Below are 12,336 nucleotides of genomic sequence, written 5' to 3' on the forward strand. Positions count from 1 at the left end.
CCGCTGCCGCTGCCGCTGCCGCCCCGGCGTTCAGTACCAGCTGTTCCGGTTCGCGTCGGCCCCGCCCGTGCCCAGCAGGTTCTTCAGGAACCGGCCCGGTGCTTCGAGGAACTCGCGGGTCAGACGGACGGGCAGAGCCTGCTCGAAGGCGACTTGCTCCAGTCCGCCGTCGTCGGAGATCTCCAGGATGGTGGCGCCCGGGAGGGCGAGGAGCACCGGCGAGTGGGTGGCCACCAGGAGCTGGCTGCCCTGCGCGGCGAGTTCGTGCATGCGCGCCAGAAGGGCGAGGCAGCTCTGGACCGAGAGGGCGGCCTCCGGCTCGTCCAGCAGGTACAGCCCCGAGGGCCCGAAGCGGTGGGTGGCCAGATCGAGGAACGCTTCTCCGTGGGAGCGCTCGTGCGGGGACACTCCGCCGTAGGCAGGCAGCAGCGGCCGCCCGCCGGCCGCGTCGAGCCGTTCGATCTCGCTGGCCACGTTGTAGTAGGACTCCGCCCGCAGGAAGAAGTCGGTCCGCGGCTTGCGGACGTCCCAGGCCAGGACCAGATGCTCCCCCAGCTCGGATTCGGTGGCCCGGGTGGTGAACCTGAAGTTGCGGCTGCCGCCCTCCGGGTTGAACCCGGCGGCCACGGCGATCCCTTCGATCAGCGTCGACTTGCCCGCACCGTTCTCCCCCACCAGGAAGGTGACCCCCGGCGGCAGGGTTAGCGCCCCGGAACGCGCCAGCTGCCGCACGGCGGGAAGGCTGAAGGGGTAGCGGCTGTCGTCGACGCCCGGGGCCAGCCGGATCTGCCGGATGAACCTGCCGGGAGCGGACGCCATCGGGAACACACCACACTTCGCGGGCCGGGGTTGCGCTTCGCGGTCACGCTACCGTCCCTCCCGCACCAACGGGGGGCGCGGGTCAGTCACGCAGGATCTTGGTGAGTACGGAGCCGAGCACGATGAGGGACAGACCGCCCCAGGTGTTCTCGAAGATGAGGACGGCGATCCCCACCGGCACGAGCAGGCCGGCCAGGGGCAGCAGCAGGCCGGAGAGCCCGGGCTCCTCGGCGAGCGGTTCCCCGCGCTCCCGCAGGACCCGGGCCCGGACCACCTTCGGGTACCAGTCGGTGAAACGGATGGCAGCCACGATGGCCAGGATCTGGATGATCCAGCCGGTCCAGAGGTCGTTCGGGTCGCGCAGGACGATGTCGCCGTAGGCTCCCGACACGGCGGCCACCAGGAACGCCAGGCCCCACACACAGGTGATGACGTGGTTGGTGCGCAGGAACCCGGGTGTGTGCCAGTGGGCGGGGTCGACCTGCTCGCGGGCGTACTGGAGCGTGAACGGCATCCCCACGGCCATCGATCCGAACGCGATCACCACGAGGGCGATGTTGGACACCTCTCCGGCGTACGTCTCCAGCCAGCGCAGCGTGCCCTGGCCGGCCAGCGCGCCGACGACGGCGAGCCCGGCGAAGAAGACCAGGTCGGAGACTTCGAGGATCTTCCAGGAGCTGCCCGGGTTCAGCAGTCTGCCGGCCGCGACGAGCACCACGGTGCAGGCCAGGGCCAGGGCGACGGCGATCTCGAACCGGCCCGGTCCGACCACCAGGGAGAAGACGATCCAGGGGGACATCCCGACGATCGGGCTCTCCAGGACACCTTTGAGGCCGGTGGGGCCGGGCGGACCGTCGCTGTCGTTCACGCCGGTGCGTTCAGGATTCGACGAACGCCAGGATGTCGGGGTTGACGGTGTCGGGGTGGGTCGACAGCATGCCGTGCGGCAGCCCGTCGTAGCTCTTCAGCGTGCCGTCCCTGAGGAGTTTGACCGACAGCGGCGCGGCGTCCTCGTACGGGACGATCTGGTCGTCGGTTCCGTGGGCCACGAGGACCGGGACGTCGATCTGCCGGAGGTCGTCCGTGAAGTCGGTCTCGGAGAACGCCTTGATGCATGCGTAGTGGGCGTTGGCCGCGCCCGCCATTCCCTGCCGCCACCAGTTGTCGATCAGCCCCTGCAGCACGTTTGCTCCGGGACGGTTGAAGCCGTAGAACGGCCCCGAGGGAACGTCGATGTAGAACTGGGCGCGGTTGGCGGCCAGGGCGGCCCGGAACCCGTCGAACGTCTCGATCGGCAGACCGCCCGGGTTGGCGTCCGACTTCACCATGATCGGTGGCACCGCGCTGACGAGGACGGCCTTGGAGACGCGGCCGGGCTTGGCACGGGCGACGTAGCGCGCCACCTCGCCGCCGCCGGTCGAGTGCCCGATGTGGACGGCCCCGCGCAGGTCGAGCGCGTCGGTCAACGCGGTCACGTCGGCGGCGTAGGTGTCCATCTCGTGGCCCGTGGCGGGCTGACCGGACCGGCCGTGTCCACGGCGGTCGTGGGCGATGACGCGATAGCCGTGCGACAGGAAGAACAACATCTGGTTGTCCCAGTCGTCGGCGCTGAGCGGCCATCCGTGGTGGAAGACGATCGGCCTGCCGTCGCGGGGGCCCCAGTCCTTGTAGAAGATGACCGTGCCGTCGTCGGTGGTGACTGTTCCCATTGCCGTACCTCCGCTCGACCGCGCGTACCTCGGTGGTGGACGAGTGATCGGACGCGCGCAACCGGCGAATGCGCGCGTGAGGGCGCGAGATCATTCGCGGGACTTCGTTCCCGCATCACGCTACGCGGGGGCCGAGGGCGCTGCATCTTCGCACCGCGCGGCCGGTCACCAGGTCGGGATGAAGCCTCCGTCGATGATCACGTCGCTTCCGGTGATGTTGCGCGAGAGGTCACCGGCCAGGAAGAGGATCACCTCGGCGACCTCCTCCGGGCTGGAGAAGCGGCCCGTGACGGTCGAGGCGGCGGCCTGCGCGACCACGTCGCGCGGCTTGACGCCGGCGGCCGCGGAGATGGTCTCCGCGACGCCGCCCTCGGCCAGCCAGAGGTCGGTCTGCACCGGCCCCGGACTGACGGTGTTGACGCGGATGCCCTGGGGACCGACCTCTTTGGACAGGGCCTTGGAGAAGGCCACCACCGCGGCCTTGGAAGCGCTGTAGTCGATCACCATGGGGTCGGGCAGGGTCGCGTTGACGGAGGCGACCGTGACGATCGAGCCCTGCCGGGCCTGCGCCATGAGCGGCAGGACGGCACGGGTGACCCGTACGGTGCTGAGCAGGTTGATGTCGAGGACCTGCTGCCAGTCGTCGTCGGTCACGGACAGGAAGCCGCCGGTGCGGGCCGGCGCGGCACCCACGTTGTTCACCAGGACGTCGACGCGGCCCTGTGCCGCCTCGACGAGCTGCTCGGCCCCCGTCGCCGTGCCGAGGTCTACGGGCACCCAGGTGACCGTGCCCTGCTCGACCAGGGCGTCGAGTTCACGAGTGGAGGTGCGGGAGCCGGCGAAGACCGTGGCCCCGGCTCGGGCGAGGGCGCCGACGGCCGCCAGCCCGATGCCCTTGCTGGCACCCGTGACGACGGCGGTACGGCCCTCCAGGCGGGCGTTCATGGGTGCTCCTTACGACGGCGGGCGCGGAGGCTCGGTGGACCCGAGAGGCAGGTACCAGCCTGCGACGCCGTCACCTGTCCCGGCGAGTCGAGCGCGGCCCGTCGAGCCGGACGCACCCGTCTCGCTGTCTGCGGCCGCGACCCGCCGATCAGGTGCTGTCGCCCCTCAACTCCGCCGGGCCGGCCGCGGCGAGGCGGCGCGGGGACGCGCCGGGGTCGACGAGCGCGACGGGGCAGGAGGCGCTATGGGTGAGTGCGGTGGTGAAGCCGCCGTCGGCGAACGGGGCGAGGGTGCCGCGTGGCGAGCGTCCGACGGCGACGGTGCGCGCGTGGACGTCGTCGGCGTGCCGGGCCAGGGCGAGTCCGGCGGCGGCGTGGTCGCCGACACCGGACAGGACCTGCCCGCGCGCGGCGACGCCCTGGCGGACCGGCCGGGCGGGGTGGACGGCGACGGCGGCACGGGCCTGCTTGTTGGTTTCCGTGTCCACGGCCTGGTCCTCGCAGCCGGACGTGGACGACCTCCGGCGGGCTGCCGGTGCCGCGGGCGAGCCGCTCCAGTGCCGACGAGGAGTCGACGCTCGGCCCGCCGCCTCTCGCGCTTCGGCGGACGTGGCGGACCAGTTGCTCCACGGCGAGCATCAGGCGATCGGCCTGCGTGCCAGGTTCCTTGACCTGCTTGTGCACGGTCAGGGGCGGGCCGGGTCCGGTCAGGCGCTCCCCCACCGGGCGAGCGCACGCAGCGCTGGACCTCGCCCGCGGTCCGGGACCGTCCAGAGCGTCTGGCCCCGCACTCCCCACCCTTCCAGCAGGGCGTTCGCGGCGAGGAACCCGCTCGTGGCCGCGCGTTCCATCAGGGCCACCGGCAGGTCCGTGCGGACGAGGTCGCCCGCCAGGACGAGTCCGGGTTCGGGTGTGCGTACGGTCGGCCGGTCGAAGTAGCCGCCCACGGGGAACAGCGGGCAGTCCTCCCGCCATTCGTGGCGGACGTCGACGGTGCGGGCGTCGCGCGTCTCCGGGTACACGCGGTGCAACTGCTCGATCAGCCGCTTCTCCTCGACGTCGCGAGCGGCATCCGCCCGTACCGCGTACGCGTGGAGTTCGACGACCGAACCACCGGTGCGCGCCGCCCACCGGGCCGCGTCGTCCTCGTAGCGCTCCAGGACGCTGATGTTGTCCAGGCCCCCGTACCCGCTGGTGCCGAGGAAGCCCGGCCGGTCGCGGCGTACGGGGCGGTCCAGCCACAGGCGGGTGACCAGGAACGGCGGTGCGGTGCGCAGGCGTTGGACGCTCTCGCGCCACTGCCGGTCGCCGAGTCGCTCCGAGTTTCCCACGACGGAGCGCAGGCCGGCGGTGTCCAGTGCGAGCACGACGGTGTCGTGCCGCCGTTCCCCGCCCGCTGCGGTGAGCACGTACCCGCCGTCCGGGGCGGGCGTGACGTTCTCGACGGGTGTTCCGGTCCGTACGTCGGCGCCGTGCCGCCGCACGTAGTCGGCCAGCGGTTCCCACAGGGCCGCCGGGAAGGGCGCGCGCGGGACGTCGAAGAGCAGTCCCTCGGCGGAACCGAGGAAGTAGATGTGGAACATCAGCACCATCTCCGCCGCCGACAGCTTCCGCGGGTCGGCGAAGAAGCTGCGGGAGAAGACCTCGAAGGCCAGGTGTCGGGCCGACGGGGGGAAGCGGACGGCTTCGAGGAAGTCGTGGGCACTGGTGCGGTCGAGGCGGGCGTACACCTCGGGGACGCGCACGTCCAGCAGGGGCAGGGCCGCTACCGGGTTCATCGCGCGCAGGTCCCGCAGGCCGAAGGACGGGCTGAGTGCGACGAACCCGAGCGCGGACCACGGCGGGGTGCGCGGGACGTGCCGGAAGCTGTCGCGCATGCCGTCGCTGTGCCGCAGCGGGTAGTCCGGGAGCCCGGTGAGGCGTTCGAGCCGGGGGTCGGTGCGGCGCAGCAGACCGCGGAGGTTGTAGTACTGGCGGAAGAAGGCGTGGAAGCCGCGGCTCATGGTGGTGGAGGAGCCGTCCGTCAGGTCGATCGGCCAGCCGCCGACGCGTCCGCCCAGGTAGGGCTCGCGCTCGTACAGGGTCACCGCCACCCCCCGTTCGGCCAGTGCCGTGGCCGCGGCCAGTCCGGCGATGCCGCCGCCCACGACGGCGGTCGTGGGGCGGGTGCCGGTGACGCGCGCGGTACCCGGGCGCGCCGGCAGCAGGCGGGCCCGACGATCACGCCCGCGGCGGGAGCCGTCGGACCGCTCAGAGGCGTTCATCGTGCCTCCCGGCGCGCACGCTCGGCGCGGTCGGCGCACGTCCTGCCACGTACCGGGGGTGCGGCCACCGCTCGTCCCGTGTCCCGAGCGGAGAGACTCATCGCGCCTCCCGCGCCGTCGAGCCGGCGCGCCGGGCGACGAAAGTGTGGGCGATGCCCGTCTGCCAGCCCGGCAGCGGCAGCGTCCAGACCTGTTCGAAGTGCGCGGCACGCAGCCGTTCGGCGAACCGGTGCGCGGTGTCGAACTCGACGACGCTGCGCCACAGATGACGGTAGAGCTGCCCGTCCCCGAGCACGGTCGCCACGGGCTGGACGATGCCGCGGCAGACCGCGGTCCACACCGCGCGGTCGACGGGCCGGCCGCTGAGCGTGTACTCGTGCACTCCGAGCCGTCCGTCCGGCCCCAGCAGCGCGCTCACCGTCCTCAGGACGGCGTCCGGGTCGGCGAGGTTGCGGAAGAGGTAGGCGGCGAAGACGGCGTCGAAGGGGCCCCGCACACCGGCCTGGTCCAGGCGCTCCGCCGGCGCGTGCACGAAGGACACGCCGGCCGCCCAGGGCTTGGCCGCCGCGCGTTCCAGCATGCCGGCGGAGGCGTCCACGGCCGTGATGTCGGCGGCCGGCAGCGCGGACCGCAGCGCCGCGGTCGAGGCACCCGTGCCGCAGCCGAGGTCCAGTACCCGCAGCCCTTCGCCGTGTCCGGGCAGGCCGAGCCTGCGCACCGAACGGCGCAGGTGCGCGTGGTATCCGGGGTTGGCGGCCACCAGCGTGTCGTAGCTGCGGGCGGCATGGTCGAACGCCGTGGCGAGGCTCTCGTCGTGCAGCAGGGTCATGCGGTCTCCAGGAGGGACGTGGTGCGGCGCGGAGGTGTCAGGGCTGGTCGAAGGGTCGGCGGGGCAGGACGGGCAGTTCCAGCGCGGAGCGGAGCATGGGACCGACCGGCGTGCGCAGGCCGATGGTCAGGTCCTCGGTCAGGCGGGTCCGGCCGTCGAGGAAGCGCAGGAGGCGGTTCATGGGCAGGCCCGCGAACAACCGCGAGAAGAGCGCCGGGCCGTCGACCCGACCGCTGTCCAGCGCCCGCAGCAGTACGGCGTCCATGGCGCGGGAGCGTGCCGAGTGGGCGGGTGGCGGAACGGGCCGGCGCCCACGCCGCAGGGCGGCCGCGACCGACCGTGTCTGCCGCTGGAGTCCCGCGAAGGTGTACCCGGTGGACGGGCGGGTGGCGCCGCCGGCGGTGCCGATGCGGAAGACGGACTGCCCCACCTGGCGCGCGACGGGGCCGTCCGTCATCGGGATGACGCCGGTCTCGGTCGAGACCACCTCGACGTCGCCGAGCCGCAGGACGTCCTCGGCGTAGTGCCGTACGGCGGCCTCGTAGCCCTCGGCCGTCAGGACGCGGGGGGAGAACTCGGTGTACTCCACCAGGGCTTCGCGGGGGCTCATGGGCAGCACGTAGCCGAAGGAGAGGCCCCGGTCGGGCTGGGGGGTGCGAAAGTCCATCAGCTCCGCGGTGTCGCGGTCGAAGACGGGTTCGTCCGTGCGGACGAACCAGCCGTGGAAGTGCTGGAGCAGGGTGGTGCGGGCGGCCGGGACGCTGTGCAGGGGACGTGAGTCGAACACCCAGCGGGCGTGCAGGACGCCCGGACGGCCGTCGGCCGTCCGGAAGCGGATCTGGGCTCCCCCGCAGACGTCCTCCACCGTGTCCACGGTTGCCTCCCGGCGCCGCACGTTGGGGCTGAGCCGCAGGTCGCTATCGACGAGGGCTTCGAAGTCGGTGGACCGGATCAGCTTGTAGCGCAAGGGGGAGATGTCCCCGGTGACGGGCGCGCCGGTCGAGGGGCGCACCCGGAGGGAGCGCCAGCTGGCGGTGACGGCGGCTTCGAAGCGGTTCATGCCGGTCTCCCAGAAGCACCACGTCCGCCTCGGGGGGCGCAGTGGTCCGGGAGGGGCGTCCAGCAGGACCACCGAGGGCATGCGTCTGCCGGGCACGTGCCCCGACAGCCGGTGTGCCAGGGAGAGGCCGGCCGCCCCCGCGCCGACGATCGCCACATCCGTCCGCTCCACGACGGCTGCCTCCCTCTGCTGTTGCGGCCCGCTTCCGTGATGGCGCACCTGGCCGATGTTCCCGCCCGTGTGCCCCTTCGGATGCGGGTCACTCGAATGCGACAGGCGATCGTCGCCGAGTCGGGCGAGTCTGGAGGGAATGTCATGCGCCGTCCGCCCGCCGTGCTTCGGCTCCCCTTCCGCATCCGTTCGCGGGTCGCGGAGCGAATGCCTGCTCAACGGAGCTGTCCGCGATGAGCACGAAAGGAACCGCGATGCGTCCGACACAGGCGACGGATCACCATGAGGCCGGGGCGCCGCCGGCCTTCCGACTGGTCGCCCTGGCTCGTTCGCCCGTCCGGGTGCGTTCCGGCGGTCCCCGTGGGTCGGACGGCTCCCACGGGTCCTGCGAGTCCGACGCCGCGCGGAGCGGGCCGTCCGCCGGCCGCCCGGAGCCGGACCGGTGCGGCGGGCCGGGCGGGTTCGCGGGCGTCCGTGCCGCCGACCGGGACGTGCGGGCGGCCGTGAGCCGCGTGCTGGATCAGGAGCTGGCCGAACGGCTGGAGCGGTCCCGGGCCGTGGACCCGGTCTTCGCGGACGACCTCGCCCTGCGGGTCGCGCACTTCACCCAGCGGGGTGGCAAACGCGTCCGCTCGCAGCTGCTGTGGTGGGCCATGCGGGCCTGCGGCGGCGGTGACGACACGTCGACCTTGGCGGCGCTGCGACTGGGGGCCGCGGTGGAGCTCCTGCAGACCTGCGCGCTCGTCCAGGACGACGTGATGGACCGTTCGCCCCGGCGCCGGGGCAGGCCGGCGCTGCACGCCGACATCGGGGCCCAGTACGGCGCGGCCGTCGCGCCGGATCGCGCCGGGCGGTTCGGGGAGGCGGCGGCGGTCCTCGCCGGGGATCTCGCTCTCGCCTGGGCGGACGACCTGGTCGCCGGTACGGCGCTGCCGGCGGGCACCGGTCACCTGGTGCGGCGGCTCTGGGGAGATCTGCGTACGGAGATGGTGGCGGGTCAGTACCTCGACCTGCAGGGGCAGATCACGGGCTCCCGCTCACTGTCGCGGGCGCTGCGCTCCGCCTGCCTCAAGAGCGCGTTGTACTCGGTGGAGCGCCCGCTGGCGCTGGGTGCGGCGCTGGCGGGGGCCGACGGGGCGACGACGGGCGCGCTGTGCTCGGCCGGCCGCCGTATCGGCATGGCCTTCCAGCTGCGGGACGACGTCGGTGACGTCTTCTCCGCCGACGAGGGGACCGGCAGGCCGGCGGGCGGGGACATCCGCGAGGGCAAGTCGACGTGTCTGACGGCACTGGCCCGGGCCCGGGCCGAAGCCGCCGGGGACCGCCTCGCCCTGACGGTGCTGGACCGCGCCCTCGGCAAACACGACCTGTCCCCGGCGGACCTCGAGGAGGTGCGCGACATCCTGCGGCGCACCGGCGCGCTGGCGACGGTCGAGGCGAAGGCCGGCCGACTCGTCGCGCAGGGCCTGCGCCGTTTCGACGCCGTCCCCCTCGACCCCGCGGGCGCGGGCCCGCTGAGGGAGCTCCTCGTGGCCGCGGCGGGCGGCACACCGGCCGGCTCGGCGGCCCGGCCCGAGGGAACCCCGGCGAACCGTCCGGCAGGCCGCCCCGAGGGAACCCCGGCAACCCGTCCGGCGGGCCGCTTCGAGGGAACCCCGGCAACCCGTCCGGCCGCCCGTGCGCAGGGATCCCCGGCGAGTGGCACGCCCGCCGACCCGCAACCGTCCACGGCGAACGCGCCGGCCGGCCGCCCGCACGCGTCGCCGCCCGGAGGTCCGACCGCGTCGCCGGCGACCGGTCCGGCCACCCGCGTCACCGCCCCCGCCCCCGCCCCCGCGCCCCAGCACGACACGCCCCTGTCCCTGTTCGCCTCGCACTCGGAGGACTCCCGCGCATGAACCGCGTCCTGCCCGGCCGCAACGATCACGTCGTCGTCGTGGGCGCGGGACTCTCCGGGCTGTCGGCCGCCCTGCATCTGCTGGGCGCGGGCCGCCGCGTCACCCTGGTCGAACGCGACCCCCTGCCCGGCGGGCGTGCCGGGCGGCTGGACCTCGCGGGCTACCGTCTGGACACCGGCCCCACCGTGCTGACCATGCCCGAACTCGCCGACGAGGCCTTCGCGGCGGTCGGCCAAAGCCTGTACGACCGCGTCGACCTGATCCCCCTGCACCCCGCCTACCGTGCCCTGTTCGCGGACGGCAGCTCCCTGGACGTGCACACCGAGGGCGAGGCCATGGCCGCGGAGGTCGAGCGTTTCGCGGGCAGCGCGGAAGCGGCGGGCTACCGGCGACTGCGGGTGTGGCTCGAGCGGCTCTACCGGGCGCAGATCCGCCGCTTCATCGACGCCAACTTCGACTCCCCGCTGGCCCTGCTCAACGGCGACCTCGCGCGACTGGCGGCACTCGGCGGTTTCGGCAGGCTGGACGCGCGCATCGGCCGCTTCCTGCGCGACGAACGGCTGCGCCGGGTGTTCTCCTTCCAGGCCCTGTACGCCGGGGTGCCGCCGGCCCGGGCGCTGGCGGCCTACGCGGTCATCGCCTACATGGACACCGTCGCCGGCGTGTACTTCCCTCGGGGCGGCATGCACGCGCTGCCGCGGGCCATGGCGGACGCCGCCGCCGACGCGGGCGCCGAGCTCCGCTTCGGGCAACGGGTGACCCGACTGGAACGCTCCGGAGAGCGGGTCACGGCGGTCGTCACCGACCAGGGGCGGATCCCGTGCGACGCCGTCGTCCTCACCCCGGACCTGCCCGTCGCCTACGGTCTGCTGGGTCACCGGCCCCGCCGCCCCCTGCCGCTGCGCCACTCCCCCTCCGCGGTGGTGCTGCACATCGGCACCGACCGCACCTGGCCCCGGCTCGCCCACCACACCATCTCCTTCGGCCGGGCCTGGCGCAGCACCTTCGACGAACTGACGCGTCGGGGCACCCTGATGAGCGATCCCTCACTGCTCATCACCCGGCCCACCGCCACCGATCCCGGGCTCGCGCCCGCGGGCCGGCACCTGCACTACATCCTCGCGCCCTGCCCCAACACCGACCTCGGACCCGGCGCACAGGCCTGGACGGACCTCGCGCCCCGCTACCGGGCCGACCTCCTGCGGGAGTTGGAACGACGCGGCCTCGACGGCATCGAGGCCGCCATCGAGGAGGAGTGCCTCGTCACCCCGGCCGACTGGCACGCGCAGGGCCATGCGGCGGGCACCCCGTTCTCGGCCGCCCACACCTTCGCGCAGACCGGCCCGTTCCGCCCGCGCAACCTGGTGCGCGGCACGGAGAACGCCGTCCTGGCCGGCTGCGGCACCACACCGGGTGTCGGCGTACCGACCGTGCTGCTGTCGGGAAAGCTGGCCGCGGCACGGATCACCGGCGTCGCGCGGCCCGCCTCGGCACCCGCGCGCACGTCGTCGCGCCCGTCGCCCGCGCGGCCCGGACCGAAGTCGTCACCGGACACGTCACCGCCCCCCGCCTCGTCGCCGTGCACGAAGGAGACCGCCGTATGACCACCCGTGAACTCGCGGCGGCAGGCATCACGGACGAGACGCTGCGCGAGGCCTACCGCCGATGCCGGGCGCTCAACGCGCGCCACGGCAAGACGTACTTCCTCGCCACCCGGCTGCTGCCGATCGAGCGCAGGCCCGCCGTGCACGCCCTGTACGGCTTCGCCCGCTGGGCGGACGACATCGTGGACTCCCTCGACCCGGACTTCGGCGCCGGACAACGGGTGGCGGCGCTGGCCGCGCTGCGGGAGAGCCTCGCCGACGGACTGCGCAGCGGACGCAGCCGCGAACCGGTCGTCCTCGCGCTGGCCGACACCGCTCGCCGCTACGACATCCCCCACCGGCACTTCGACGACTTCATGGCCGCCATGAGCGCCGACCTGGTGGTCACGGACTATCCCACGTACGCCGACCTGCGCGGTTACATGCACGGTTCCGCGGCCGTCATCGGGCTCCAGATGCTCCCGGTACTGGGAACCGTCGTCCCCCGTGAGGAGGCCGCGCCGCACGCGGCCGCCCTGGGCGTGGCCTTCCAGTTGAGCAACTTCCTGAGGGACGTGGGCGAGGACCTCGACCGGGGCCGGGTCTACCTGCCCGCCGACCTGCTCGGCGCCCACGGGGTCGACAGGGCGCTGCTCCGCCGGTGCCGGGACACCGGCCGTACCGACCCGCGTGTCACCGCCGCGCTGAAGGAGTTCGAGGCGCTGACCCGGGGCGTGTACCGCGAGGCGCTCCCGGGTCTCGCCATGCTGGATCCGGTGTCCAGGCCGTGCATCCGTACCGCGTTCGTCCTGTACAGCGGCATCCTCGACGCCGTCGCCCGGGACGGGTACACGGTGCTGCACCGCCGGGCCGTGGTGCCGCGCCGACGACGCGCGGCGGTCGCCGCCGACGGGCTCGCCCGGGTGATCGCGGCCCGGCTGCGCGCACGCGAGGACGCCCGCCGCACGGACCGCTCCGCCTGCGCGGCCCCGGCACCGCCGACGACCGTGTCCGCGGAGTCCGTACGACCGCACGCACACCAGGAGGTCGCGTGAACCC

11 protein-coding genes are annotated in these 12,336 nt (G+C 73.7%); 3 read left to right on the forward strand and 8 right to left on the reverse strand.

All coding sequences use genetic code 11. The features are described 5' to 3' along the window. Positions 1 to 30: 30 nt before the first annotated feature. The 8 genes from N8I86_RS02485 to N8I86_RS02520 all read right to left on the reverse strand — a co-directional run bounded on the left by N8I86_RS02485 (position 31) and on the right by N8I86_RS02520 (position 7,796). On the reverse strand, positions 31 to 819 hold the full coding sequence (locus N8I86_RS02485; RefSeq protein WP_123439876.1) for an AAA family ATPase: 789 nt from the start codon (positions 817 to 819) through the stop codon (positions 31 to 33). 82 nt (positions 820 to 901) lie between these two features. After that, positions 902 to 1,687, reverse strand: a complete 786-nt coding sequence (locus N8I86_RS02490; protein WP_263276959.1) for a hypothetical protein — start codon at positions 1,685 to 1,687, stop codon at positions 902 to 904. Between the two features lie 10 nt (positions 1,688 to 1,697). Then, positions 1,698 to 2,528, reverse strand: a complete 831-nt coding sequence (locus N8I86_RS02495) for an alpha/beta fold hydrolase (RefSeq protein ID WP_073895912.1) — start codon at positions 2,526 to 2,528, stop codon at positions 1,698 to 1,700. A gap of 165 nt (positions 2,529 to 2,693) precedes the next feature. Then, on the reverse strand, positions 2,694 to 3,473 hold the full coding sequence (locus tag N8I86_RS02500; protein WP_263276960.1) for an SDR family NAD(P)-dependent oxidoreductase: 780 nt from the start codon (positions 3,471 to 3,473) through the stop codon (positions 2,694 to 2,696). 148 nt (positions 3,474 to 3,621) lie between these two features. Continuing rightward, positions 3,622 to 3,960: a universal stress protein gene (locus N8I86_RS02505; RefSeq protein WP_263276961.1), complete on the reverse strand. Its 339-nt coding sequence runs from the start codon at positions 3,958 to 3,960 to the stop codon at positions 3,622 to 3,624. A gap of 219 nt (positions 3,961 to 4,179) precedes the next feature. Beyond that, a complete protein-coding gene (locus N8I86_RS02510) occupies positions 4,180 to 5,736 on the reverse strand; it encodes an FAD-dependent oxidoreductase (protein WP_263276962.1) in 1,557 nt (518 codons plus the stop codon). A gap of 97 nt (positions 5,737 to 5,833) precedes the next feature. Continuing rightward, the gene (locus tag N8I86_RS02515; RefSeq protein WP_263276963.1) at positions 5,834 to 6,565 is read right to left on the reverse strand and encodes a methyltransferase domain-containing protein; all 732 of its coding nucleotides are present in this window, start codon (positions 6,563 to 6,565) and stop codon (positions 5,834 to 5,836) included. Between the two features lie 37 nt (positions 6,566 to 6,602). After that, positions 6,603 to 7,796 carry a lycopene cyclase family protein gene (locus N8I86_RS02520; protein ID WP_263276964.1) on the reverse strand — a complete coding sequence of 398 codons (1,194 nt, stop codon included), beginning with the start codon at positions 7,794 to 7,796 and terminating at the stop codon, positions 6,603 to 6,605. Positions 7,797 to 8,050: 254 nt separating this feature from the next. Here N8I86_RS02520 and N8I86_RS02525 point away from each other — a divergent pair, with 254 nt between their 5' ends. Genes N8I86_RS02525 through N8I86_RS02535 form a run of 3 tightly spaced genes read left to right on the forward strand, consistent with a single transcriptional unit; the run spans position 8,051 to position 12,332 of the window. Continuing rightward, the gene (locus tag N8I86_RS02525; RefSeq protein ID WP_317633585.1) at positions 8,051 to 9,694 is read left to right on the forward strand and encodes a polyprenyl synthetase family protein; all 1,644 of its coding nucleotides are present in this window, start codon (positions 8,051 to 8,053) and stop codon (positions 9,692 to 9,694) included. Then, positions 9,691 to 11,298 (forward strand): phytoene desaturase, encoded by a 1,608-nt coding sequence (crtI, locus tag N8I86_RS02530; RefSeq protein ID WP_073895902.1) that lies wholly within the window; start codon positions 9,691 to 9,693, stop codon positions 11,296 to 11,298. The genes N8I86_RS02525 and crtI overlap by 4 nt, the downstream gene beginning before the upstream one ends. Beyond that, positions 11,295 to 12,332 carry a phytoene/squalene synthase family protein gene (locus N8I86_RS02535; protein ID WP_073895901.1) on the forward strand — a complete coding sequence of 346 codons (1,038 nt, stop codon included), beginning with the start codon at positions 11,295 to 11,297 and terminating at the stop codon, positions 12,330 to 12,332. Before crtI ends, N8I86_RS02535 begins: the two co-directional genes overlap by 4 nt. The last annotated feature ends 4 nt before the right edge of the window (positions 12,333 to 12,336 follow it).

Source organism: Streptomyces albidicamelliae, from assembly GCF_025642175.1.
Taxonomy (GTDB): Bacteria; Actinomycetota; Actinomycetes; order Streptomycetales; family Streptomycetaceae; genus Streptomyces; species Streptomyces albidocamelliae.

Coding starts and splice junctions, on each gene's coding strand:
- N8I86_RS02535 (WP_073895901.1), top strand. CDS start 11,295: ATGACCACCCGTGAACTCGCGGCGGCAGGCATCACGGACGAGACGCTG.
- N8I86_RS02485 (WP_123439876.1), bottom strand. CDS start 819: ATGGCGTCCGCTCCCGGCAGGTTCATCCGGCAGATCCGGCTGGCCCCG.
- N8I86_RS02510 (WP_263276962.1), bottom strand. CDS start 5,736: ATGAACGCCTCTGAGCGGTCCGACGGCTCCCGCCGCGGGCGTGATCGT.
- N8I86_RS02525 (WP_317633585.1), top strand. CDS start 8,051: ATGCGTCCGACACAGGCGACGGATCACCATGAGGCCGGGGCGCCGCCG.
- crtI (WP_073895902.1), top strand. CDS start 9,691: ATGAACCGCGTCCTGCCCGGCCGCAACGATCACGTCGTCGTCGTGGGC.
- N8I86_RS02500 (WP_263276960.1), bottom strand. CDS start 3,473: ATGAACGCCCGCCTGGAGGGCCGTACCGCCGTCGTCACGGGTGCCAGC.
- N8I86_RS02495 (WP_073895912.1), bottom strand. CDS start 2,528: ATGGGAACAGTCACCACCGACGACGGCACGGTCATCTTCTACAAGGAC.
- N8I86_RS02515 (WP_263276963.1), bottom strand. CDS start 6,565: ATGACCCTGCTGCACGACGAGAGCCTCGCCACGGCGTTCGACCATGCC.